Raw genomic sequence first — 24,671 nt, forward strand, 5'->3', positions numbered from 1 at the left:
TATTCCCACATGCACTCCCCATCCGGGGATCCTGTCACTGCCCGCGATCGATTCGCGGCCGGCACACGACTCCATGCGTGCCCGCGTGCAATCCATGCACGCGAGTTGGGAGCAGTATACCGAGTCGCGGCTCGATGCGTAGATCTATTTTGCAAAATTTCATGCAGATTCGGACTCTTCCACGGGTGAGACTTCGATGATGGGTTCGTCGCTGACACCAACCGGCGCGACCGCGGCACGCGCGGCCTGACGAGCGTTGAGATGGTCGTCGATGACCGACTTGCCGATCGCGCCCAGAACGATCCCGACCAGTTGACAAACGATCATGGCGAGGAGCGCGCGGACGAGTGTGCTGGTGGCGTCGTTGCCGACGAGCATCCCCGAGAGGAGGGCGACGATGAACCCCGCGAGGCCGAGCATCGAGGCGATGGTCCGCACTGGGTTACCCACTCGTGGTTCCTCTTTGGGTGTGATCGGTGCGGTGGACGCCGGGCGCACGTCGCCTTGACGCTCAGGATCGGCTGGAGATCGACCCCGATTCACGAAAACCCGGCAGAATCGCGCAGATTGTGCCGTGTGAAGGACTTATGACGCGTCGGCGTGGCGCCTGGAGCGGCGTCCAAAGGGCCAGAACCCACGCGGCTCGCGCGTGGTGGCGAGCGGTCGATCGATTCGCAAGGTCGATGCCAGAACCTGCGCGAGGCGACGCACATCCTGCGTGGCCGGGGTGGCTTGTGTGCGCAGGATGAACGGCTGTCGCGCGCGCACGGAGGCGAGCACGGCCTCATCGCGGCGGACATGACCCGAGCAGGGCAGATCGACATCGAGGAACCGTCGCGCAACGCCGGCGATGCGTCGATGGACCGCCTCGCCCTCGTCCGTGGAATCGACCTGGTTCACCAGCAGCGAGATTCCGGGCGGGCGATCGTCGGACATGGCGGCGCGGTGGGCGACGGCCTTGAGGAGCGCGTAGGCGTCGGCGATCGACGTCGGTTCGGGCGTGGCGACGATAACGGCATGATCGGCGGCGTCGACCATGGAGAGGACGCAGGGGCTCATGCCGGCGCCGGTGTCGATGACGATCGCGTCGTAGTGCGCGCGCAAGGCGAAGATGGAGGCGAGGAGGGCGTCGCGTTCGGCGAGTCCGAGGGCCGCCATGCGCCGAACGCCGACCGAACCGGGGATGAGCCAGGCGTTGGGCGCGCATGGAATCGCGATGGAGCGGAGGGTCTCGGCGCCGGCGATTGGATCGTCGTGGCTGGCGAGGAGGGCGCACTCGAGTCTGCGAGTCGGCGAGACGCCGAGGAGGACATCGGCGTTGGCCATGCCCATGTCGGCGTCGATGAGGGCGACGCGCCGGCCTGTGGACGCGAGGGCGAGGGTGAGGTTGACGGCGAGGGTGGTCTTGCCGACGCCGCCTTTGCCCGAGGAGATGGCGAGGATGGGGGCGAGGTGTGTCGCGGGCGCGGGGCTGATGGAGTTGCGTGGCGGTGCGACGGATTGGGGAGCGGGAGATGCTGTGGTGTCGGGGGTGGAGGGCTGGTGGATCGGCGTGGCGCGCATGAGGCCACGGAGGCGTGCCGCTTGATCCTGGGGCGCGTCGTTCGACGGCGGATCGATCTCGATCGGGGTGGTGGTTGCGAGTGTCGAGGTGAAGATGGAGGTCATGGCGTGCCTCCCCCGCCTCCGATCGTGAGGGTGGCGTTCGCAGCGCCATCGAGGACGTGGCGTGCGAGGCGATCGGAGGCGGCGATCTCGATCTGGTCGGGAACCTCCTGGCCTGTGGTGACGTAGCCGACGGGGAGGCGTGTGGCGCGCATGGAGGAGACGACCACGCCGAGGTTCACGGCCTCGTCGAGTTTGGTGAAGAGGACGCGCGTGGGGAGGAGCCTCGAGAACTGCTCGATGGTGCGGAGGATGACGGGCTCGGCGGAGGCGAGGGAGAGAACCAGATGCGTCTCGTGGGGGCGGGCGGCGTCGACGAGTCTTGCGAGTTCGGTGAGTTTGCCCGAGTCGTGCTGCGAGCGACCCATGGTGTCGATGAGAATGACGTCGCAGTCGGTCATCGCGTCGAGTGCCTGGGCCATCTCGGCGGGGGAGTTCACGACGCGGAGGGGAAGGCCGATGATGTTGGCGTAGGTGCGGAGTTGCTCGACGGCGGCGATGCGGTAGGTGTCGCAGGTGAGCAGGCCGACGCGTTGGGCGTGGCGGAGTTTGTAGGTGGCGGCGAGTTTGGCGATGGTAGTGGTCTTGCCCACGCCGGTGGGGCCGAGCATGGCGATGGTGAGGGGACGCCCGTCGCGTTGCATGCCGCCTTTGGTGGTCTGGCCGACGACGGGGATGAGGGCGGCGAGTCGTCGGAGGACGCTCTGTCGGACGACGCCATCGTCATCGAGTTCGGCGCTGGTGAGTTCGTCGCGCACGCCGCCGATGATGGACTCGACGAGATCGGCGGGGACGCCGGACTCCTGCAGGCGCATGTACGAGGCCATCAGGGGATCGGAGAGCGCGCCGAGTGGCGAGAGATTGGGCGTGGTGGCGACGTGGACGGCGGTCTGGCGTGTGGCGTGAAGGACCTGGCCGACGAGGCGCTTGATGGAGAGGAGTTCGTCCTGGAGGGCGGAGTAGTTGGCGTCGGGGGCGGGGGCGATTCGCGTGGAGAGCATCGCGATGGCGTCGCGCCGGGCGGGCGATGGGGCGGCGATGGATGGCGTTGGCGGGACTTGGGAATGCGGGGCGCGTTCTGGTGTTGGTGACGGTTCGGTGCGAGTGATCGGGGCGCGGGCGGCGACGAACTGCTCGTGTGCGCCCGCGCGAACCGTGGGCGAGGCTTCGGCACGCTCGTGAGTGAGTGGTGTTGGTGGAGCGGCCGCACGGCGGGTCTGGAGCGAGGCGAAGGAGGAGGGCGTGAACTCATCGCTGGGCGTTTCACGGTCGGCGATGGCGGTCGCGCCCGATAGGGACGCTGCGGCCGATGTGCGTGCGTTCGCGTATGCGGCACGGTTTGCGGCGGTGCCCGCCGCGGCTGCGGTGGATGGCGCGTTGGCGCGTTGCGTCCGGGCGAGGCGGGCGCTGGCCTGATCGGAGGCGGTGATCTCGACAACGGTCTTGCCGCCCAGGCCCATGACCGAGCCGACCTTGTAGGTCCTGGTGTGGAGGATGACGGCGTCCTTGCCGAGGTCTTTCTTCACCTCGGCGAGGGCATCGGCCATCGATCGTGCTCGATAGGTCTTGAGATTCATCCGGGCCATCCGTGGCGCGAGCGAGTGTCGGGATGTGGACGAGGGGCATCCATGCCTCTCGGGTTCGTGCGCGGTGTACGCGTGAACAGGTGCAGTGTATCAGCGGAGCATCGATCGTGCGAGGAGATTTCCGCGAGTGGAAAGCGATTCATGCGGCTGCCCCCGTGGTGGCGCGCGCGGCGTCCTGGGGCGGCATCACGAGCGCGCTCGACTCGACATCGACGCCTGTGGCGACCTCGTTGTACCCCAGCACGGCGACGCCGGGAACGTGAGGGTCCAGAATCTGGCGTACGATGGCGCGGACCTGGGGCGAGGCGATGACGACGGCATGATGGCCCAGGTCGGTGACCGTCTTGAGCGCCTTCGCGATCTGGGTGGCGATGGCGGTGGCGACACGTGCGGGCATGCTGATGACGGTCCCTGCGTTGCCGCGATCGATGTAGCCGGCGATCTGGTCCTCGAGCGTCGGGTCGAGGGTGACGCAGGGGAGTCGAAGGCCGCCGTGATCGCTGGGGACGGCGTACTGGTTGGAAATTGTTCGGCGCAGGGCGTTTCGGACGTATTCGGTGAGGACGTCGAGGTCCTTGGTCTTGGGGCCCCATTCGGCGAGCGCTTCGAGGATGGTCTCGAGGTCGCGGATGGGGACGCGCTCGCGGAGGAGATTCTGGAGGACCTTCATGAGGTCCATGGGCTTGATGATCGCAGGGATGGCCTCTTCGACGAGTTTGGGGGACTTCTGCTTGAGTTGCTCGATGAGGTTGTTGACCTCATCACGGGTCAGGAGTTCGTCGGCGTGGCGCTTCACGACCTCGGTGATGTGGGTCGCGATGACGCTGGTGGGATCGACGACGGTGTAGTTCAACGTCTCGGCGCGTGATCGCGCGGAGGGAGAGATCCACCACGCGTCGAGGCCGAAGGCGGGTTCTTTGGTCGGCTCGCCCTCGATGGGGCCTGAGGCAATTCCCGAGTCCATGGCGAGGAACTTCCCGGGGCGGGACTCGCCCTTGGCGACGGCGTTGCCACGGATCTTGACGCGGTACTCGTGGGCGGCGAGTTGGATGTTGTCTCGGATGCGCACGGGGGGCATGACCAGCCCGAGTTCGATCGCGAGTTGGCGGCGGACGGCGGAGATGCGCTCGAGGAGATCGCCGCCCTGGCCCTGGTCGACGAGCGGGACGATGGTGTAACTGACCTCGAGTTCGAGCGTGTCCACCTTGAGGAGGGTTTCGACGGGAGGCGGCTCGGGCTTGCCGAGGGGCGCGGCGTGTTCGTCGGTCTCGGCGGCGAGTTTCTCGCGGCGGGTGCGGGTGAGCGACCAGCCGAGGAGGCCCAGGCCGGCGGCGGTCGCGAGAAGCGGCGTGGCGGGGAGGGGCGTGAAGGCCATGAGCGTGAGGAAGCCCGCGGTGATGTAGAGGCCTCGCGGCTGGCTGGTGATCTGGTCGGTGAACTCGCTGCCGAGGTTGGCCTTGGACCCTGATCGCGTGACGATGAGGGCGGAGGCGATGGAGATGATGAAGGAGGGGAGTTGGGCGGTGAGACCGTCGCCGATGGTGAGTTTGGTGTAGACGGCGGCGGTGGCGCCGATGTCCCAACCGCGCATGAGCATGCCGACGGCCATGCCGCCCAGCACGTTGATGATGGTGATGATGATGCCGGCGATGGCGTCGCCACGGACGAACTTGCTGGCACCGTCCATGGCGCCGAAGAAGTCGGCCTCCTGGGAGATCCGTTCGCGACGGCGGCGGGCTTCCTTCTCGTCGATGATGCCGGCGTTGAGGTCGGAGTCGATCGCCATCTGCTTGCCGGGCATGGCGTCGAGGGTGAATCGTGCGGCGACCTCGCTGATGCGCCCCGCGCCCTTGGTGACGACGACGAACTGGATGATGGAGAGGATGAAGAAGATGACCACACCGACGACGATGGAATCGCCGGCGACGAACTGCCCGAAGGCCATGATGACGTTGCCCGCCGCGTCGGCGGCGTCCTCTGGCGAGGTCGCGTCGGCGGAAAGGATGAGGCGTGTGGAGGCGATGTTGAGGACGAGTCGAAGCAGCGTCGTCACGAGCAGGAGCGAGGGGAAGACGCTGAAGTCCAGCGGCTGCTCCATGTAGATCGTCGTGAGCAGGATGATGATGCCCAGGCTGATGTTCAGCGAGATGAGCACGTCGAGCACGACGGGCGGGAGCGGGACCACGAGCACGGCGAGCAGCATCACGAAGCCGATGGGCAGGATGAGGCTGCGGTACTCCTTGAGTTTCAGGAGCCACAGGGGGAGGCCCTGGCCTTGGAGTCGTGCTGTGGTGGCGACGGGTGGCATGGGTGGTCAGTAGCGCGCGGTCGGAAGATTCAGGCCGCCTGCTCCTCCAGTCTGTAGACGAAGGCGAGGATCTCAGCGACGGCCTGGTAGTGATCGGGCTGGATCTCGTGGCCGACGTCGACGTTGAAGTAGAGCGATCGCGCAAGGGGCGGGCGCTCGACGATGGGGACGCCATGGATCGCGGCGACCTGGCGGACGCGCATGGCCATGTGATCGACGCCCTTGGCGACGACCTTGGGGGCGCGCATCGTCTCGCTGTCGTACTGGATCGCGACGGCGAAGTGGGTCGGGTTCGTCACGATGACATCGGCCTTGGGGACGTTCTGGTTGATGCGTTGCAGGGCGATCTTCTGGGCCATCTTGAAACGCTGGGACTTCACCTGCGGATCGCCCTCCATGGCGCGGCGTTCGTCCTTGACGTCGGCCTTGGTCATGCGGAGGTCCTGGTGGTGCTGCCAGCGCTGGTAGATGTAATCGGCGACGCCGACGATCGCGAGGATGAGCAGGAGCCAGAGCGCGAGGTCGAGGGCGAGTTTGGCGATCGCGTGCATGCCCTGGATGGGTTCGAGGAGCGGGAGGCGCGCGATGCTCGCGACGACGCCGGTGAGCACCAGCGTGGCAACGGTGAGGACGCCCGAGAGTTTGAGGGAGTTGACGAGGGTCTTGGCGATGCCACGTTTGCCGACGATGTTGGAGAGACCCTTGATGGGGTTGAGTTTCGCGAGGTTGGGCTGGAGGGGGTCGGTGGAGAAGTTGAAACCGACCTGGGCGAACTGGGAGATAGCGGCGATGACGATGGTGATGGCGAGGAAGGGCGCGAGGGCCTGGGCCGTCTGTGTCGTAGCGAAGGTTATGAAGGGGAAGATGGTGGTCGAGTCGACGGAGGATGGGAGACCGTCGAAGGTGCGACGGAAGACCTCGAGGACGGCCCGGATCGCGAAACCGCCGAAGAGCGCGAGCATGAGGAGCGCGCCGCCGAGTTCCACCGCCGCGGTGAGGTCGGTGCTCTTGGGGATGCGCCCTTTCTGGCGTGCCTCGCCGAGGCGTCGCGGGGTTGGGGCTTCGGTCTTGTCTCCGAGATCTTCGGCCAAGGTATCTCCGGATTAGTGCTCGCCCAGGTCGTTGACCCAGTGCGTTGCGTGGGCGAGGGCCTCGTGGACCTTTGATCCCACGGCGGTCTGGACGGCGTAGAGCGCCAGCGCGGTCATGGCGACGCCCGCCATGATCTTCACGGTGAACCCCACGGACATGATGTTGATCTGGGGCATGGTCTTGGAGACCGCGCCGAAGACGATGATGAGCAGCAGGATGATCGCGGTGACGGGGGCGGCGGCCTGCATCGCGAGTTCGAAGCCCGAGGAGAGCACGCCGACGATCGTCTCGAGCGGGGCCTGGCCGATGGTGATGCCGCCCAGGGGGACGCGGTCGAAGGAGTTGATGACGCTGCCGATGACGATGTCAAGCCCGCCGAGGCCGAAGAAGACTCCAGCGCCGACGTAGAACAGCAACTGCCCGAGGACATCGACGTCGTAGTCGGCCTCGGGGTTGTAGACTCGGGCGAGGCCCAGGCCCATCTGCTGGCCCATGAGCACGCCGCTCATCTCGAGGGCGGCGAGGGGGAGCGTCGCGAGGACGCCGATGACGAAGCCGATGAGTGTCTCGCCGAGAATGACGGGGACGGCGGAGAAGACGTCCATGCGCCCCGCGAGGGCGGGCGTGATGTGGAGATCGAGCGAGGGATAGAGCGCGGCGGTGAGCATGATGCCCAAGAGCGCCTTGTTCTTGGAGGGGATGATCACGCTCGAGAGCATCGGAGCGAAGACGAAGATCCCCAGCACGCGGAACGACGCGAGGGTGAACGGCACGGCATGCGCCAGGGCCAACTCGATCTGGGATGCAGCGGATGCCATCGGTGCAACGCGAGAGAGCGACTAGGGGGACTGGTTCAGCGTGAGGTACTGCGTGGTGAACTCGATGAGGCGGAGCGAGATCCAGGGGATGAGCACGGCGGCGGCGAGGATCATCACGATGATCTTCGGGACGGTGCTGAGCGTCTGGTCCTGGATCGACGTGACGGACTGCACGAGGCTGATGCCCAGGCCGACGACGATACCCGCGAGGAGGATGGGCGCGGCGATCTTGAGCGTGAAGATCAGCGCCTGTCGCACGAGGTCGATCGTGGTCTCGTCATAGTGCACGCGCGGAACTCCTATCCGAGACCGAGGGACTGCATAAACGTGGCGCCGCCGTCGCCGAGCAGCGCCACGTGCGATGCCGGGCCCGAGATGCTCTTCATGAGGCTCCCCACGACGAGCGTCCAGCCATCGACCATGACGAAGAGGAGGACCTTGAAGGGGAGGCTGACGAGGACGGGCGGGAGCATCATCATGCTCATGGAGATGAGCATGGTGCTGATGACCATGTCGATGACGAGGAAGGGGACGTAGACACGGAAGCCCATGAGGAAGGCGACCTTGAGTTCGCTGAGCATGTATCCCGGGACGAGTTCGACCATGTCCACGTCGGCGCGGGAGAGCAACTCCGGGCGGCTGATGTCCTTGCCGCGGTGCTCCATGAGCATGTAGAGGCTGGACCAGTTGCCGCTGGCCTCGATCTGGCTGAACATGAAGTCTCGGATGGGCTGCTTGGCGCTGTCCCAGAGGTTGTTGTAATCGCGAATCTCGCCGGAGCGCCAGGGTTCGAGGGCTTCCTTCTCGATGCGCTGGACGGTCGGGGCCATGACGAACATGGTGACGAAGAGCGCGAGGGCCGTCGTGACCTGGGGCGGCGGGATGGACTGCGTGCCGAGGGCTTGCTTCAAGAACCCCAGCACGATGAGGACGCGCATGAAGCACGTCATCATGAGCATGAGGGACGGCGCGAGAGAGATCACCGTCAGGACGAGCATGACGTTGATCGTGGTGGAGAGGCCACCCTTCTTGTCGTCGCCTGAGGTTGACGAGGCACTCGAGGATCGACCATTGACGGCCTGGCCTGCCTCGGCCATCACCTCGAGCGGGTTGAGGCCGCCGGCGGGCGTGATGGAATCGGATCCGGGTTGCTTCAGGAACTTCTCGGCGAGGCCACCGAGTTGAGAGAGCGGACTCCCCCCACCCCCCCCACCACCGGCGAGAACATCGCCGCCTGGGTAGGCCGGGCCGAGGAGATCCTGCGCGTTCGCGGGGGTCGCGAGGAGGAGCGTGGCGAGGATGAGGAGAACGCGTCGGATCACGCGACGGCCTCCGGCTTTGCTGCGGGGCGTGCGTGTTGGGGCCGGCTCATGCGGGCGCGGATGAGTTCCACGGTGCGCCCGATGGCGTCCAACCCGCTGGGTGATGGCGCCTCGACGATCTCGATGTCGTCGTCGGCGTTGAAGTGCTGCACCTCGCCCGGCGCGGGATCGCGCGGGATCGCGAGTTCGGGGCGATTCTGATGGTCGAGGAGATCCTGGAACCTTCGGGCCATCGTCTCGCCCTCGTCGTCGCGGGCCTTGACGAGGAGCGAGGCGACATCCTCGGCGTCGGTGATCTCGCAGAGCGTGTTCATCGAGGTGCCCGCGCGCCGGCTCGACGACTGGCTGAGGAGGAGCACGCGCCGATCCACGCGGAGCAGGACGAGCGTCACGCCACGCGAGATCGGATAGCGCCCGAGGACTTCGAGCACGCCCGAGGGTGCGCGCCCACCGGGCCCGAGCGAGGCGCGAAGCCCGCCTTGGGCGCGAGCGGCCTTTCGGAGAATGGCCCCGACAAAGAGCGCGAACGAGACGACGCCCGCGAGGGACAACACGGTTCGGACGATGCCCCATTCTCCGGTGGAGCGTGACGGCGAGGCACCGTTCGATGCGGCGGGCTGAGGCGTCGAGCCGAGGGGCATGGCGCGCTCGTGGGCCGCGGGATCGATCGTCGGGCGGGCGTTGGCATCGTTGACGGTCGGCACGGGTTGGGCGAGACCTCGCGAGGCGAGGAGCATGAGCGCGAGGCCCAGGCCGAGCATCACGGCGGCCCATCGACGCTGGCGTGAGGGCGCGGCACGAACGGCCTCGTCGTGGTCGTGGACCGCGCGCGGCCTCCAGCAGGAGACTCGATGCCGGGTCGGCTTGATGTGCAGCGTCCCCATCGTCCCCCCTTTCAGCCCGCCTTCTCCTGGGGCGCGTCGATCGCCTCGAGGATCTCGTTGATGCGCACGCAGAAGTTGTCGTTGAGGACAAGGACCTCGCCCCGCGCGACGTGGCGCTCGTTCACGTAGACATCCACGGGGTCGCCGGCGAGTTTGTCGAGTTCGACGACCGCGCCCTCGGTGAGTTTCAGCACGTCCTCGACGAGCATCCGCGTCCGACCGAGTTCGATCTTCACATTGAGATTGACGTCGGAGAGCAGCGTGATGGCGCGGGACTGCTCGGGGGAGGCGCCCATCGAGAACTGAGGAAGGTCGAAGGGCGAGCCGCCGGCCGCGGGGTCTGCGGCATCGCTCGATCCGGTCGCGTCGGAGGCGAGATCGCCAAGGCTGGAGATCGCGTTGCGTGCCGCCTCGAGCGCGGCCTGGGCGTCGTCATTGGCTTGGTCGCTGGCGGGCTGGCTCCCACCATTCTCGTCGGGCGTGTCGTCACTGAGCGGCTGATCGCCCGGGATGATGTTCTCGTCGGCCATCCTGGCCTCCTGTCTCGCGCAGTCCTTGCGCGCATGGCGGCTGTCCAACAGGGACCCTCCGCCATGGATCAACCTCAATCGGACCCCGACTGCTCGATTCGCCAGAATTGGCGCAGGAGTCGCCCACGTCCGAGAACGACGCGCAAGATTCGCGCGCTGTCGTCGTTGAGATGATCAGATTGGATGGTCGGCGTTCGGATCAGCCCGCGCCGAATCCGCGGCAACGGGGAATCAGCACCTTCTCGAAGCGCGGGTGGCCCTCGGCATCCTTGCCGAGGATGTCTTCGAGATACGCCGAGACCTGGCGATTGATGGTCTCGAAGCCTGGCTCTCTGAGTTGGTTGGGCTGGGCCTTGCGGAACATGGTGGCGATGGCCTCGCGGATCTCGGCGTGGCGACGCTCGAGTTCGGCCTCGACATACTCCTGGTCCTTGGCCTTCACCTTGAGGACCATGTTCGTGTCCCAGATCCAGATCTGGCTGCCCTGGAGCGTCTGGAACTCCTCTTCGAGGAGCGTGACCTCGACACTCAGGTTTTCTTCGGGGTGCTCGTCGCCATGGACGACGACGGCCTCGGCGGCCTTAGGCTTGCCGGTCATGCCGGCGACCATGAAGACGGCGACGGCCTCGAGGACCATGACAACAGCGACCACGGCGATCATCTTGATCGGGGGCTTCTTCTTGGCCTCGCCACCCTCGCCGCCTTGCTTTGCTTCTTTCTCGTCGGCCATGACTCCCTCCACGCGCGCCGGTGTGAGCCGGGCATACGTGTGCGGGATCGGCCTTTGGGGTGATCGAGATGAGTGCGCGTGAGTGTGTGCGGCTGGGGATTACCCGCATAGGCCGCAGGGGCGCTGGGCGCAGAGATTCTCGGACGATCAGGCGGCCTTGCGGGACTGATCCTGGGCGATGGCCGAGGCCGACCGCGCGTGCCGATTGAGTCCCGGCGAGGTCCAGACGCTGACAGCGAGGAAACTCAGCAGTAGGCCGCAGTACGCGCTGATCGCGTATCCCGGGTTGAGCATCGAGGTGATCTCGAGCCAGCCCATGAGGACGAGGAGGCACGCGGCCGAGCCGAGAAGCGTGGCAATCGAGCCCATGAGCGTGGTGCGGAAGGACATGAGGCGTTCGAGGCGGAGCACTCGCGCGCCGAGGATGCCGAAGCCCACACCGGCGCCGCCGAGACCAAGAAGCCCGGCGAGGAGCATGCCGTCCGAGAGTTGTTCGATGAACATGCGAGTCTCCAGATAGGGGCGATCGCCCGGTATCGGAGTTATCGGGAGGGGACGGGGCGGAGTTCAGTCCGAGTTGATGTCGGAATCAGCGGCCGAGGACGAGGAGTTGCTGCATGAGTTCGTCGGCGGTCCGGATAACACGCGAGGAGGCGGAGTAGCCGGTGGACGCGAGGATCATCTTGATGAACTCCTCGCCGAGATCGACGTTGGAGAGTTCGAGAGCGCCGCCGATGGTTCGGCCTGCGCCGAGGACGGTGGGCGTGGTGACGATCGGGGAGCCGCTGTTGGCGCCGACGCCGTAGAGGTTGCCTCCCTGGTCGACGAGGCCCTCGTTGTTGGGGAAGGTGGCGAGGGCGACCTGGCCGATGGTGCGCGTGAGCCCGTTGGAGAACGTGCCGGTGATGAGACCGTCGATGCCGATGCCGAATCCGGAGAGTGTGCCGATGGGGGCGCCATCGCGATACGTGGCAGCGACGGAGGAGGTCTCGTCGGTGAGCGCGGTGACGGTGTCGTCACCCTCGGCGAAACTCAGCGAGAGGCCCAATGGCGAGTCGGCGCCCGTGCCCGAGCGATCGATGGAGATCGAGATGGGGACAGTTGTGTCGAGTTGGCCCTCGGTGTCGAAGGCGAGGACGCCCGTGGTGATGGCGAGGTCGGGACCCGTGGCGTCGGCGGACTCGACTGTGTATCTCCAGGTTGTGCCGGCGTTGGACTTGCCCTCGAGCGTCATCGCGAGATCGACCTCGACGGGGGTGCCCAGCGAGTCGTAGACGATGAACGTCGTGCGGACGGACTCGCCATCGGCGGCGGCGATCTTCTGGGGGACGAACGGCTGGCGGACGACCTGGCCTGAGGCGCTCAGAAGGCGCATGTCGGAGGAATCGATCGCGATGTCGTTGACCGTGCCGGTATTTCCGGTGATGGAGACGACGCCGGTGGTCGGATCGAGGGTGACACCGGGCGTGTTGCCGTCGGGGTTGGCGCCGGTCGTGTTGTTGATGCCGATGGTCTCGCGCATGAATGTCATGAGGTCGTCGAGTGTGGCCGTTGTGGTGATGGGGAAGATCGCGGTGGGGAGCGTTCGGCCGCCCTTCTCGATGTTTCGGAGTTCGATGGACTGGCCATCGAGGAACATGGGCGTGCCCGAGCCGACAAGATCGGGATCTTCGATGTCCAACAGGCGCGTCGTGCCCTCGATGAGGTTGCCGGGCGCGGGGGCCGGGACGGCGGCGGCGATGGCGCGCAGGCCATCGGTCTGTGTGCCGAGGAGATTGACCGTTGAGCCTTGCGACGGGATGGATCCCGAGGCGTCGAGATTGCCCCGGAATCGCACGTTTCGCGTGGCCTCGGCGATGGTGAGCGTGCCGAGGGGGATGCGCATGTCGCCCAGGCGCCCGGGGACGACGTTGAAGTTCTCGTCGATGCCATAGCCCTGGAGGCGTTCGCCCGAGGGTGTGGCGAGATATTGCTCGGCGTCGGGGCGGAAGTTACCGGCGCGGGTGTAGAAGGGCTGCGTGCCGCGATTGACGACGAAGAAACCATCGCCATCGATCGCGAGATCGCGGAGATCGCCGGTGGGCGAGATGGTCCCTGTGGCGAAGTTCTTCTGGGTGCCAGAGACGCGCACGCCGTAGCCGACCTGGAAAGGGTTGGTCCCGCCGACGGTGTCGCCCGGGGGCGTTCCGGCGTTGAAGGTCCTGGAGAACATGGTCTCGAAGTTGGCGCGGGCGGACTTGAAGGCGACGGTGTTGCCGTTGGCGATGTTGTTGCCGATGACGTCGAGATTTCTCGCGTTGGCGTTGAGCCCGGTGAGGCCCGTGAAGAGTGCGGTGGTGGATGCCATGGGGTGGCGCGCCGTGGGCGCGCGGCTCCTCTGTGTGGGTCGGCGTGGGTGCCGACCCGGTACGAATGAGGGCCTCCGTGCCCATGGAGAATGTTGGCGCGATCTCCATATCGCGCCCCATCGCGAGCGTGGTCGTCCACGCAACGGGCGTGCCTATTCGGTGGGGATCGCGTCGGCGTCGATGATCTGGTCCACTCGATCGAGCGCGATCGTGTACCCCGTGTCGAGGACCACCGCGGACGCGCCGTCACGCTTGGTGACGGCGGCGACCGTCCCCGCGACACGCTGGGCGTCGTCGGAGAGACCGGTCACGACCTTGCCGATGAGCGACGCGGACGAGGCGAACTCGTTCTGGGAAACGAGCGACTTGAGCGTGTCGATCAGGTCCGTGCTCGATTGCACCTGGCGAATGCTGGAGATCTGCTGCAGGAGCGTGTTGGTGTCGTTGGGCGCGAGCGGGTCCTGCTTGGAGAGTTCGGCGAAGATGAGTTTGGTGAAGTCCTGGGAACTCAGCGTGCTGAAGGCGTCGGCGCCGGTCGACGATGTGGTGCTGACGTTGGAGGTGATGCTGTCGATGGCGGCCATGGGTCGTGCTCCTTACGGGTCCACTCAGGCGAGCGCGTTGATCAGGGATCGGGTGCCGAATGAATCGACGGCGTGGTCGGCTCCGGCGGCGTGTCGCCACGCGTCATCGGGCGAGGATTGATCCTCGCGCGAGGCGTATTGACGGTCGTTGGTGTTCTCGTCCCGCGGAGAGGCGGTCTCGTGTTGTTGGCTCGAGTCGTTCGAGGTCGAGCCGTTGGAGTCGTCGCTCGATCGCGAGAGGTCGGGGAGCGGAAGGTGGACGAGCCGATCGGTGCGGAGATCTGGGGCGAGTTCCTTCGCGGTGTGGCTGGCGTCCACGATCTCGAGGCGTTCGACGAGCATGCCCTTCTCGTGCATCGATTCGCGGAGGGCGCTCTGGTGGGTCTTCAGGAGTTCGGCGGCCTCGCTGGTGCCCGCCTCGATCTTGGCGTTGACGACGCCGTTGCGCATCGAGACGGTGATGCGGAGTTGGCCCAGGGACTCGGGCTCGAGTTTGAGGACGACGCTGCCACCCTTCTGGCGGATGGCGGCGGCGAGGCCCTGGGTCGCCTTGGAGATCACTTCCTTGGCGTCGGGCGTGGTGGGCGCGTTGGGCTTGGTGGATGCGCGTGCGACGCCGGTGCGACCGGCACCTGTGCCGCCGAGATCGACCTGTGTGGTTGGCGCGGAGCGGGCGCCGGCGACTGGTGCTGCGGTGGCGACACTCGCGGCTGTTGGTGATGGCTGAGGCGGCGCGAGGGTTGGAGTCGCCGCAGCAGTTGTTGCGGCAGCATTCGAAGGGTTCTGGGGAGCGGGAGGGGCTGGTGTGAGCGCGGTGATGGTGGATTTGGCTGCAGGAGTTGTTGGCGTCGTGGGCGTCTGGGTTTCGGGTGTTGGTGCCACCGGTGTGGTGTCCTCACCAGACACGGTGGGCACTGGTGTGCTGGACGTTGTCGTTGCTCGTGATGCGGGTACCGTGGGCTTGGGTGAGGCCGCTACTGACTCGTTTCCCCCAGGAGCGCTCGTGCGGAGTTCCGCCGCGGCCCGATCGGCGACGCTCATCTGGCCTGCGAGTTCACGCGAGACCGAGAGGGCGACGCCGGCGCTCGTGGTGCCTGCCTGGTTCACCACAATAGCTGCCGCCGAGTTCAACGTGTTGGGTGCGACGGACGAATCGGCCTTGGTGGTTGGGGGAGGTGTGTTGTCCTCGGCGTGGATCGACTCTGGATTCTTGGAATCTGTGACCCGCGCGCTGGCTCGATCTCGTGCGCGTCTGGTCTCCAGTTCCCGCGCAAAGTCCGACGCTCCCCGCGCACTATCGGCGCGATTGCGAAGCGCAAGAGTTGACGCGTCCGAAGTGGTTCGGGCGTTTGCGGACGTCGTGTTCGAAGTTGAAAATGCGAGTACAGATTCGGTCATGGAGTAGATGCCTGGGCCGTGGGGGCGAACTGCCCCTGCGTGCGCAGCATCTCCAGCAACTCGCCTGCCAGAACTGGGTCGGCTTTCAGGATCTCGGTGATGACACGGGTCCGCGAGCGGTCCTCCATCTGGTTGAGGTAGGCGGCGACGAGGGTCTTACCGTGGAGGCTGGCAGCGGTCGCGGTCTGGGCCTTCGCCAGCGAGAGTTCGGCGGGCTGGTTCGAGGATGGATCGGTCGCGAGGCTGGCGAATGAGTTCGTGGCGGTCGCGGCATCCTGGGCGATGATCTCCATCAACGCGGCCTTGGCGTCGGTCGGCTTGAGCGACTCGAGCACGCCGAGCGTCTTCTTGAACTGGGCGTCCTCGACGAGGGCGTTGTGGGCGGCGATCTGGGCGTTGAACTGCGTCTCGGCGGCTTCGACGACCTTCCGACGATTCTCAAGGTCGGCGATCTGGCGATCGAGTTCCGCCTTCAGTGAGGCGGCCTCGGCGCGCATCGCGGCGATCCGCTGCTCGTCGATCTCGGACGCGCCGAGGCGCACGGCGAGTTGCTCGCGTGCCGTGAGGGGTGGGCGGGCGCTCTTGGCGTCCTGCTCGCGCTGGGCGGCCTCGGCTTCGGCCTGGCGTCTCGCCTCGTCGGTCTCGGTCTTCTGCTGCGCGATGGTCTTGGTGTACATCTCGCGCGTCTCGCGGAGGCGGTCGACGTCGAGACGATCGGTGGACTTCAGCCAGCCGATGAATGCCGCGATGCCGAGCAGGTTCGCCACGGCAACGACCGAGATGATGGTCCAGAGAGACTTCATGGCAGGACTCCTGTCGCGCCGGCGCGCATCACGGCGAGTTCATCGAGGCTCGCGTTCTCGGCTCGCGACTGGGCCGCACGGAACTCCTCGAGCCTTCGTTCTTTCAGCAGTTCGACGGCCTTGCGTCGCGTCATGGCGTCGGCGAGATCACGCCGGGCCGCGGCAAGACGCGCGTTCACCTTCTCGAGCGCGACGGTGAGACGCTGCGTCTCGGCGAGGACGGCGAGGGAGGCCGAAGCCTGCCAACTCGCGGCCCGCAGGCTGACCGGATTCGGGTCACCGGACGAGATCGTCGCGTCGCGCGGCCCGAGGATCGATCGGAGTTCCTCTCGCTCTCGGGCGAATCGCTCGTGCCCCTCCTGGATGCGGGCCTCGATCGCCAGACGCTCTCGCTCAACACCCGCGAGCGCGACCTGCTTCTGTCGCTCGACGGCGAGTCGCTGACGGAGGACGGGCTCGAGTTGGAAGCGGAACTTGGGCATGGATCAGCGATTCACAATCGAGTTCATCACGCGGCCTTGGTCTTCATGAGCCTCTGCTTGAGATCGGTGGCGAGGGCGGCGATCTTGATGAGTTCCGAGCGGGATTCGTCGAACGACACCGGCTTTCCGCTTGTATCCCGCGACTGGCGGAGCAGATCGAGCACGCGGCTTCGTGACTCGATCGCGACGTCGGCCTCGGGGTTGCTCCCCTTCGCGTATGCCCCGATCTGCACGAGTTCGGCGACGTCGGCGTAGGCCGAGAGGAGGCGGCGGAGCGAGTGGCGCGCGTGGATGTGGTCGCGATCGCACACGTCGTCGGCAACGCGGCTGACCGAGTCGAGCACGTCGATCGCGGGGTAGTGCGCCTGCTGCGCGAGTTTGCGTGAGAGCATGACGTGCCCGTCAAGGATGCCTCGGGCGGCGTCGGCGATCGGCTCGGTCATGTCGTCGCCCTCGACGAGGATGGTGTAGAGCCCGGTGATCGAGCCACTGGGCGTGCCGTCTTGGTTCAGGATCGCGCCGGCACGCTCGAGCAGGAGCGCCAGCCCCGCGTAGACGCTCGGCGTGTATCCCTTGGTCGCGGGCGGCTCGCCGATCGAGAGACCTATCTGCCGCTGGGCGTGGGCGAAGCGCGTGATCGAGTCCATCATGAGCAGGACGCTCTGGCCCCGATCGCGGAAGTGCTCGGCGGCGGCGCACGCGAGCCTCGCGGCCCGCACGCGGAGCACCGGCGACTCGTCACCCGTCGCGACGACGACGATGCTCTTGGCGAGACCCTGGGGCCCCAGCGAGTGGGCGATGAAGTCCTTGACCTCGCGCCCTCGCTCGCCGATGAGGGCGATGACGTTGACGTCGGCCTCGCTATGGCGCGAGATCGCGCCGAGCAGCGTGGACTTTCCGACGCCCGGGCCGGCGAAAACGCCGAGACGTTGCCCGCGGCCGAGTGTGAGCATCGTGTCGATCGCGCGAACGCCTGTGGCGAGGCGATCGTGGATGGGCTGTCGGCGCATCGCGGGGACTGGCTCGGGGCTGAGAGGCATCGGCGAGAGGCCCGCTATGGGACCCAGGCCGTCGATCGGCTCGCCCATGCCGTTGATGCAGCGTCCGAGCATCCCGGGCCCGACCATCGCGACGGGCGAGGATCGCACGCCGACGACGCTATCGCCCGGGCGCACGCCGCTGGATTGGGCGAGCATCATGACGACGGCCTGTCGTCCGGTGAAACCGACGAGTTCCGCGGGGATGACCCCGCCGAGGCTCGTCTGAATCTGGACGAGCGTGCCGACGGGCATGGGGAGATCCTCGACGATCACGCTCAGCCCACGCAGCGCGACAACACGCCCGGCGAGGCACACCGGTTCGGCTCGCGCCACCGAGCCGAAGACGCCGGCGAGAGACGAGACCTCGTGGAGCACGGAAGTTGGAGAGGCGGCGCTCATGACTGGGCGAGGCCTCCATCGCCTGGAGTCTGACGTTGATCGGCGTTTGGTGAAGTACCCGCGGCATCGCGCGAGTCGGTTGCTCGTGGTCGTTCGAGGATGACGCGGGCGATGCGATCGATCTGTGTCGAGAGGGACGCATCGATGGAGGCTCCCGAGGGCAGGCGCACCACGCACGACCCCGGGGCGGCACCCTTCACGCCCACGACCTCGGCGTGCTCGACCTGACGGAAGCGATCCCGAAGCGCCGGCAGGCTCGCCTCGACGAGCGCGCGATCCTCCTCGCGGACCTCGACGACCAGCCGCGTCGCGTGCGTCACGTTGGCCAGGGCGCTCGCGACCAGATCGGCCATGCGCGAGGGATCGTCGGAGAGCGTGTGCGACAGCACACGACCGGCGATGGCAAGGGCGAGTCGCACCGTCTCCTCGCGGGCCTCGCGCATGAGGCTCTCTCGCAGCGTGAGGAACTGCTCCAGCCCGGCGATCCACGCGGCCTCGATCTCGGCGAGACGGGCCGAATGCTCGGCGCTCGCCTTGGCTATGCCGTCGGACTTTCCCGCCGCGAATCCCGCGTCTCGACCGGCCTTCTCGCCGATCGCGTGTCCCTCGGCCCGAGCCGACGCGATGAGCCGATCGCGCTCGCTGCGGGCCTTGGCGAGGATCGCGTCGGCCTCGGCGCGGGCTCTCGCCTTGATCTGCTCGCCCTGGCGGAAGAGATCGCCCAGGTCGAGCGCGACGGCGTCCTTGCTGAGCGAATCGAACTCGGACTGACGGATCAGGGCCATCGGAACGCTCGCCGCCTCCTGGGTTCACACGATCACACGATGAGGTCCGACTCGCCGCCGCCTCGACCCTCGACGATGACCTCGCCGGCCTCTTCGAGACGCCGGACGATGTCCACGATGCGCTGCTGGGCGGCCTCCACGTCGCTGACGCGGACGGGGCCCATGTACTCCATGTCCTCGCGGATGAGCGACGCCGCCCGCTCGGACATGTTCTTGAGGATCTTGTTCTGAAGGTCGGGCGAGGCGGTCTTGAGCGCCAGCGCCAACTCGCTGTTGTCCACTTCCTTGAGCACAGCCTGGATGCCCTTGTCGTTCACGCGCATGATGTCCTCGAAGACGAACATCAATCGGCGGATCTGCTCGACGAGGTCCGGGTCGTCGGCCTCGAGCCCTTCGAGGATCGCCTTCTCGGTCGAGCGATCGGCGAGGTTCAGAATCTCGGAGACCGTCGGCACGCCGCCGGCTTTCTCCATGCTCTGCACGAGCATGTTCGCGAGACGGCTCTCCAGCCCGCGCTCGACCTCCTTGATCACGTCGGGGTTGGTCTGCTCCATGTTCGCGACGCGTTTGATGACCTCGATCTGCTTCTGGAGGGCCAGCCCGCCGAGAATCTCGCCCGCCTTGTGGTGCGGCAGGTGACAGAGGATCAGCGCGATCGTCTGGGGGTGCTCGTCCTGGATGAACGTCAGCACGTTCTCGCTCTCGGCACGCTGCAGGAACGAGAACGGCTTCTTCTGCACCTGCGTCTGGATCTGCGAGAGGACTCGATCCGCGGCCTTGGGATCCATCGAGTTCTTCAGGATCTCCTTGGCGTAGTCCAGCCCGCCCTCGCTGTAGTACTGCGACGCGATCGTGACGCCATAGAACTCCTCGACGACGGCGTTCTGGAGTTCCGGCGGGACGCGCCCGAGGCCGGCGAGTTCGCGCGTGACTTCTTCAACAGCATCGGGGGCGAGTTGCTGCAGGAGTTTCGAGGCGCGATCGGGCCCGATGGCCAGAAGCAAGATCGCCGCCTTGGTGATGCCATCGAGCGAGTCGGCGGTCGTGGGGAGTTTTTCGTTAGGCTTTCGAGGCATGGCCGTTCCTTCCGATTACTCCTCGACGGTGATCCACCGGTTGAGCAGTTTCGCTGCTGCCGAGGGATTCTCCTCGACGAGTTCTCCGACCTGCTCGAGCATCTTCTGGACCTGGACCTGGGTCTCGTTGACCTCGATGCCGGTGAGCGGGGTCTCGCCGACGTCCGCCTCGCCCACAAGATCGCTGTGGGTGTCGAGTTGTGGGGGAAGCCCGACGAGTTCCTCGGCCGTGGGCATCTCGACGCGCTTCCCGGCCCGCTTGAGCATGATGAACATCATGCCGAGCGCGATCAGCGCGAGTGTGCTAAGCCCGATCTTCTCGATGAGTGATCCGCCCAAGCCGCCGCCGCCGGTTGCCGTGAGCGTGCCGAGGAGGCCCGCGCTCACCGGCCCGAGCGTCTTGGGGACGCCAATGGGGATCATCGCGACCGAGACGGATTGCCCGAGGAGTTTGTCGAGATCGGCGTCGGAGAGGGCGCGATTCGCCTGCTGGGTCATCACGCGGACGTGGGGCCTGATCGTGGACTCGATCTGGGGCTTGATCTGCGCGATGAAGTAATCCTGGATGGCTTTCTCATCGGGAGCCGCTCCGCTCGAACCGCCACCCCCACCACTCGCGCCGGAGTTACCCGCCTGGTCGCCCAGGAGTTGCTCGATGTAGCCGCGGGGCACGTTCACCGAAACGGCGACCATCGTGGTCATGCCCTTGGGATCGACGACCGTCTCCGTGCGTGTGCCGGGGAGGATCGCCATGTCGGTCTCGTTCTTGGAGGTGTTGTTCGATCGTCCGGGGACGCCCTGGCTGTTGGCGATGTCGAGTTCGGTGTTCGAACGCAACCCCGGCTCGGCTCCAGGCACGCCCTCGGTCGACGAGGTGACATCCTCGGTGATGCGCTTCGGTTCGACGAGTGTGCCATTTCCCTTGGGGAGCGTCGCTGTCGTCTGCGTGTTCACGCGGGTGACATCGACCTGGGCGGTGACGGCGACGATCGCGCCGGGGATGTACGACAGGAGCGAACTGAGTTTCTCTTGCGTCAACCGTTCGACCTTTGTCGCGTGTTCTAGGTAGGTCGATGGAATTTGGTCGGTCTCGGTGGAGGCACGCCTCTGGACACCCGTCGTCGCGTCGATCACGCGCACGCGGTCGATCTCCAGGCCCGCCCGGCTGCCCGCGACATATCCCGCGATTGCGTCCACCGCGGGCTGGCTCAGGGCGCTCCCGGTCGTCGAGACCGTGACCGACGCCGTGGGAAGTCGCACGGCACGCCCGATCCCCTGCGCCTCGGGGATGTCGAGGATCACCGTCGCCGACTTGATCCCCTTGAACTGCGAGATGTCCTGGGCGAGTTGGTTCTGGAGCGCGATCAGGTAGATCTGCTCGTTCTGCTGGCGCGAGTTGATCCAACTCTGCTTTTCGAGGAGGTTGTCGAAGAGGATGGTCTTGTCGCTGGGAAGTTTGCCGTTCTCCGCGAGCATGGCCCGGGCCTGGGCCTCGCGATCGGCGGGAACCGTCAGGCGACCGTCGGGGGTCAACGTGTTGGGGATGTTGGCGCTAGTGAGAAAGATCGAGGCCCGCTGCTGGTCGGCGGCCGGATACCCCTTGAGCGGCTCGGCCCACGACGCCCGGCCGGCGTAGAGGCTCACAAACGCGAGGGTCATCACCACGATCACCGCGAGGCTGCCCATGAGCAACTTCTGCGACGCCGTGAGCGCCCCCAGTTGCTTGCGGATCGTCTCGATCGCCTGGCGGAGCATGTCCATTCCATCGGCCTCCATGCCGCGGGCGACGAGTCGCCCGCCCGAGTCGTGCGCACTCCATGCGCACCTCACCCGGCAGGATCCGCCGAGTGAGACCCTACCTTCGGCCGATCGTCGTGATCACCTTCAAAGTCACGCGTGATGTGGAAGGTCCGAGAATAGAAACGCGCAGTTCACGCGCGAGAACGCGTCAGACGCGGGTCTGCTTGATCTCGTCGTAGGCCTCGACCACCTTGTTTCGGAGAGCCTGCAGCATGCGGAAGGCGTTGTCGGCCTTCTGCGTCGCGAGCACGACGTCCTCGATGCTCGGATTCTTGCCCGTCGCGTAGTCCTCTACGGCGCGCGTCGCCTCCTGCTCGGCCTTGTTCACCTGGTCGAGTTGATCGACAAGGACATCCTTGAAACTCGGCGCGTTGGGATCGACCGGGCCGTTGGCGCCGCCCATGGGCATGCGTGCTCCAGCCGCTCCTGCTCCGCCAATGAGTCCCAACGGATCCGCCATCACTCACTCCAATCTGGTCCCATTCTGGTTCCAGTCAACGCCCGAACGCTAGGGGCTTTGGTGCCGGTTGGTCTGGGCCTCCTGCCCCGATTGTGGCGCACTCCATCCGTGGTGGCGAGCCGTGGTCGCTAGGCGATGAGCCGCAAGGCTTGTGCCAGCATCGACTTTGTCGCTTCCGCCGCCGAGACGTTCGCCTCGTAGGCCCGAGAGGCCTCCATCGCCTGCATCGTCTCGACGACGACGTTCACGTTCGGCTCGGGCACATAGCCGGTGTTCGGGCCGTCCTTGTACGCGTAGGGATTTGTCGGGTCGAAGCGCAAATTCGGCGGGGCGGTGTCGTCCTCGATCCCCGAGACGTGCACGCCCATCGAACGGCCCTCGAAGGTGCTCGCCGAGGGATCGCCCGCGGTCACGAAGACACGCTTGGCGCGATACGGATTGACCTGCCCGTTCTCGTCGAGGATCGCGTTGCGGTTCGCGATGTTGGCGGCGGCGGCGGTCAGGCGAATCCGGTTCGCGATCATGCCGCTCGTCGAGATGTCCAGCATGCCATACATCGTGGTCTCCTATGTCGGGCGGTGGTCACTTAGATCCGCTGGCTGATCGCCACGCGGAGGGTGTCGTTCCGGGATCGCATGAGGTCGGAGGCGACGCGATACACCGCGGCATTCTCGGCGAGGCCCTGCATGAGGCGTTCGAGATTTCGATTGTTCTTGTCGTGGGTGAGCACGCCCCCCGACGGCGTTTTGGCGAAGATCTGGAGGTGCCCGTTGTCGTCGGTGCGGAGTTCGTCGGACTCGCGGAGGACGAGGTCGCCGCTGGAGCCGCCGTTGCGCGCGCGGCGGTCGTCGATGGCGTCGGAGAGGGCCTTCTGGAACCCCGGGATGGAGACGTCGCGCTGGTCGAACCCGGGGGTGGCGATGTTGGAGATGTTGTGCGCAAGAATGCGCTGACGCTGGCCGGCGAAGCGCATGACCTGCTCGAGGACGGCCATCGAACCGGAGTTGGAGAGGTCATTGAGCATCGCGTGCCGGATCCAACGCAAACGCCGGGCCGGGTGTGGGCCGGGCTGGGCAATGTCAGACATCCTGGCCGACGAGATTCTGGTCCTTCCACTTCTTGAGTTTGAGCCCGAGGGTTCGCACGCCGATGCCCAGGGCCTGGGCTGTCTTCTGGCGGTGCCCATTGAAGCGCCCAAGGGTGGTGACGATGGCGTCGCGCTCGATCTCCTCGAGTTTGCGGTCGCCCGCGATGGTTGAGGCGAGGCTCTCGCCGTTGTGGAGGGCGTGGGCCGCGGGGTGGGCCAGGGCGTTCTTGGGCTCGATGATCTGGACGCTGGTCGCGCGGGCGGGCGCGAGGGTCAGCCACGGCTCCATGAGCGACCGCGAGATCACGCCATCGCTCCTCGTCGCGGCCCCGAGCACGACCGCCCGCTCGCAGATGTTCTGGAGTTCTCGCACGTTTCCCGGCCAGCGGTAGGTGCGGAGCAGGTCCATCGCCCCGGCGTCGAACTTCATCTCGGGGCGACCCTCGCGGGCGCAGGTCTCACGGACGAAGTGCTCGGCGAGAACGGGCACATCCTCGAGTCGCTCGCGCAGCGGCGGGACGAGCACGGGGAGCACATTCAGGCGGTAGTACAGATCCTGGCGGAACTCGTCCCTGGCGACCGACGCGGGGAGGTCGCGGTTGCTCGTCGCGACGACGCGCACGTCCACGCCCATCGTGATGCTCGAGCCGACGCGCTCGAAGGCCCGCTCCTGGAGCACGCGGAGGAGTTTCGCCTGGATCTGGGGCGAGACCTCGCTCACCTCGTCGAGCAGGAGCGTGCCCGAATCGGCGAGCTCGAAGCGGCCCTTGCGGAGTTTGTCGGCGCCGGTGAAGGCCCCGCGCTCGTGCCCGAAGAGTTCGCTCTCGAGGAGCGACTCGGAGAGGGCGGCACAGTTGACGGCGAGGAACGGGCCGGCCTCACGCGTGCTGCACTCGTGGATCGCGCGGGCGACAACCTCTTTACCCGAGCCCGACTCGCCGGTCACCAGGACCGTGCCCTGGGACTTGGCAACGGCCATCACCTGCTCTCGGAGTTGATGCATCGCGGGGGAGTTTCCGATGAGCCGCGTGAGGCCGGCGCGTTCGTCCGTTCCCTGCGGCGCCTGCGAAACGCGGAGGACGGCGTTCTCGCGCACGACGCGACGGTGCTCGATGGCGCGCTTGACCGCGATGATGAGTTCGTCGCCCTCGAAGGGCTTGGTGAGGTAGTCGAACGCGCCGAGTTTCATGGCCTTGACGGCGGTCTCGATCGTGCCGAACGCCGTCATGAGCACGATGGGGAGTTCGTCGTCGATCTGGCGCACGCGCTCGAGGAGTTCCATCCCCGAGACGCCTGGCATGCGCATGTCGGTGACGACGGCATCGGGGCGTTCCCTGGCGATCGAGTCGAGCGCGCCCTGCCCGTCGGTGGCGGTGAGCGTGCGGAAGCCGGCCCGCTCGAGGGTCGTCCCGACGCTGTCTCTCATCATTTCCTTGTCGTCAACGATCAGTACGGTGCGCATCGTGCGTGCTCC

The 24,671-nt window shown here is 66.5% G+C and carries 25 protein-coding genes; all 25 read right to left on the reverse strand.

Annotated features, from left to right (window positions below; genetic code table 11):
- Window positions 1–159: 159 nt before the first annotated feature.
- The 25 genes from IPK69_03955 to IPK69_04075 all read right to left on the reverse strand — a co-directional run bounded on the left by IPK69_03955 (window position 160) and on the right by IPK69_04075 (window position 24,659).
- On the reverse strand, window positions 160–450 hold the full coding sequence (locus tag IPK69_03955; protein QQS09782.1) for a hypothetical protein: 291 nt from the start codon (window positions 448–450) through the stop codon (window positions 160–162).
- Between the two features lie 135 nt (window positions 451–585).
- Window positions 586–1,668 (reverse strand): AAA family ATPase, encoded by a 1,083-nt coding sequence (locus IPK69_03960; protein ID QQS09783.1) that lies wholly within the window; start codon window positions 1,666–1,668, stop codon window positions 586–588.
- A complete protein-coding gene (flhF, locus tag IPK69_03965) occupies window positions 1,665–3,242 on the reverse strand; it encodes a flagellar biosynthesis protein FlhF (GenBank protein ID QQS09784.1) in 1,578 nt (525 codons plus the stop codon). The genes IPK69_03960 and flhF overlap by 4 nt, the downstream gene beginning before the upstream one ends.
- 148 nt (window positions 3,243–3,390) lie before the next feature.
- Window positions 3,391–5,559, reverse strand: coding sequence for a flagellar biosynthesis protein FlhA (gene flhA / locus IPK69_03970; protein ID QQS09785.1), 2,169 nt, complete (start codon window positions 5,557–5,559; stop codon window positions 3,391–3,393).
- A gap of 29 nt (window positions 5,560–5,588) precedes the next feature.
- Window positions 5,589–6,650, reverse strand: coding sequence for a flagellar biosynthesis protein FlhB (gene flhB, locus IPK69_03975; protein QQS09786.1), 1,062 nt, complete (start codon window positions 6,648–6,650; stop codon window positions 5,589–5,591).
- A gap of 12 nt (window positions 6,651–6,662) precedes the next feature.
- Window positions 6,663–7,469: a flagellar biosynthetic protein FliR gene (locus tag IPK69_03980; protein ID QQS09787.1), complete on the reverse strand. Its 807-nt coding sequence runs from the start codon at window positions 7,467–7,469 to the stop codon at window positions 6,663–6,665.
- Between the two features lie 21 nt (window positions 7,470–7,490).
- Entirely contained in the window at window positions 7,491–7,757 is a 267-nt protein-coding gene (locus IPK69_03985; GenBank protein ID QQS09788.1) for a flagellar biosynthetic protein FliQ, read from the reverse strand.
- Between the two features lie 11 nt (window positions 7,758–7,768).
- Window positions 7,769–8,566, reverse strand: coding sequence for a flagellar type III secretion system pore protein FliP (gene fliP, locus IPK69_03990; protein ID QQS10416.1), 798 nt, complete (start codon window positions 8,564–8,566; stop codon window positions 7,769–7,771).
- Between the two features lie 221 nt (window positions 8,567–8,787).
- Window positions 8,788–9,675 (reverse strand): flagellar biosynthetic protein FliO, encoded by an 888-nt coding sequence (locus IPK69_03995; protein ID QQS09789.1) that lies wholly within the window; start codon window positions 9,673–9,675, stop codon window positions 8,788–8,790.
- Between the two features lie 11 nt (window positions 9,676–9,686).
- On the reverse strand, window positions 9,687–10,205 hold the full coding sequence (fliN, locus tag IPK69_04000; protein QQS09790.1) for a flagellar motor switch protein FliN: 519 nt from the start codon (window positions 10,203–10,205) through the stop codon (window positions 9,687–9,689).
- A 199-nt stretch (window positions 10,206–10,404) separates the two neighbouring features.
- Window positions 10,405–10,935, reverse strand: a complete 531-nt coding sequence (locus IPK69_04005) for a hypothetical protein (GenBank protein ID QQS09791.1) — start codon at window positions 10,933–10,935, stop codon at window positions 10,405–10,407.
- Window positions 10,936–11,082: 147 nt separating this feature from the next.
- Entirely contained in the window at window positions 11,083–11,439 is a 357-nt protein-coding gene (locus IPK69_04010) for a hypothetical protein (protein QQS09792.1), read from the reverse strand.
- 85 nt (window positions 11,440–11,524) lie between these two features.
- Window positions 11,525–13,282 carry a flagellar hook-basal body complex protein gene (locus tag IPK69_04015; protein ID QQS09793.1) on the reverse strand — a complete coding sequence of 586 codons (1,758 nt, stop codon included), beginning with the start codon at window positions 13,280–13,282 and terminating at the stop codon, window positions 11,525–11,527.
- 153 nt (window positions 13,283–13,435) lie between these two features.
- The gene (locus IPK69_04020) at window positions 13,436–13,867 is read right to left on the reverse strand and encodes a flagellar biosynthesis protein FlgD (protein ID QQS09794.1); all 432 of its coding nucleotides are present in this window, start codon (window positions 13,865–13,867) and stop codon (window positions 13,436–13,438) included.
- A gap of 24 nt (window positions 13,868–13,891) precedes the next feature.
- Window positions 13,892–14,974, reverse strand: coding sequence for a flagellar hook-length control protein FliK (locus IPK69_04025; GenBank protein QQS09795.1), 1,083 nt, complete (start codon window positions 14,972–14,974; stop codon window positions 13,892–13,894).
- A gap of 287 nt (window positions 14,975–15,261) precedes the next feature.
- Window positions 15,262–16,068, reverse strand: a complete 807-nt coding sequence (locus tag IPK69_04030; protein QQS09796.1) for a hypothetical protein — start codon at window positions 16,066–16,068, stop codon at window positions 15,262–15,264.
- The gene (locus IPK69_04035) at window positions 16,065–16,550 is read right to left on the reverse strand and encodes a flagellar FliJ family protein (GenBank protein QQS09797.1); all 486 of its coding nucleotides are present in this window, start codon (window positions 16,548–16,550) and stop codon (window positions 16,065–16,067) included. The genes IPK69_04030 and IPK69_04035 overlap by 4 nt, the downstream gene beginning before the upstream one ends.
- 26 nt (window positions 16,551–16,576) lie before the next feature.
- Entirely contained in the window at window positions 16,577–17,989 is a 1,413-nt protein-coding gene (locus IPK69_04040) for a FliI/YscN family ATPase (protein ID QQS09798.1), read from the reverse strand.
- Window positions 17,986–18,774: a hypothetical protein gene (locus IPK69_04045; GenBank protein ID QQS09799.1), complete on the reverse strand. Its 789-nt coding sequence runs from the start codon at window positions 18,772–18,774 to the stop codon at window positions 17,986–17,988. Before IPK69_04045 ends, IPK69_04040 begins: the two co-directional genes overlap by 4 nt.
- Window positions 18,775–18,806: 32 nt before the next feature.
- Window positions 18,807–19,850, reverse strand: a complete 1,044-nt coding sequence (gene fliG, locus IPK69_04050) for a flagellar motor switch protein FliG (protein ID QQS09800.1) — start codon at window positions 19,848–19,850, stop codon at window positions 18,807–18,809.
- A 15-nt stretch (window positions 19,851–19,865) separates the two neighbouring features.
- Window positions 19,866–21,680 (reverse strand): hypothetical protein, encoded by a 1,815-nt coding sequence (locus IPK69_04055; GenBank protein ID QQS09801.1) that lies wholly within the window; start codon window positions 21,678–21,680, stop codon window positions 19,866–19,868.
- A gap of 118 nt (window positions 21,681–21,798) precedes the next feature.
- Window positions 21,799–22,110, reverse strand: a complete 312-nt coding sequence (gene fliE / locus IPK69_04060; GenBank protein ID QQS09802.1) for a flagellar hook-basal body complex protein FliE — start codon at window positions 22,108–22,110, stop codon at window positions 21,799–21,801.
- A gap of 128 nt (window positions 22,111–22,238) precedes the next feature.
- Window positions 22,239–22,667: a flagellar basal body rod protein FlgC gene (gene flgC / locus IPK69_04065; GenBank protein QQS09803.1), complete on the reverse strand. Its 429-nt coding sequence runs from the start codon at window positions 22,665–22,667 to the stop codon at window positions 22,239–22,241.
- A gap of 29 nt (window positions 22,668–22,696) precedes the next feature.
- On the reverse strand, window positions 22,697–23,134 hold the full coding sequence (locus IPK69_04070; protein ID QQS09804.1) for a hypothetical protein: 438 nt from the start codon (window positions 23,132–23,134) through the stop codon (window positions 22,697–22,699).
- 55 nt (window positions 23,135–23,189) lie between these two features.
- Window positions 23,190–24,659: a sigma-54-dependent Fis family transcriptional regulator gene (locus IPK69_04075; GenBank protein ID QQS09805.1), complete on the reverse strand. Its 1,470-nt coding sequence runs from the start codon at window positions 24,657–24,659 to the stop codon at window positions 23,190–23,192.
- Window positions 24,660–24,671: the final 12 nt, after the last annotated feature.

The organism is Phycisphaerales bacterium (assembly GCA_016699835.1).
GTDB lineage: Bacteria > Planctomycetota > Phycisphaerae > Phycisphaerales > UBA1924.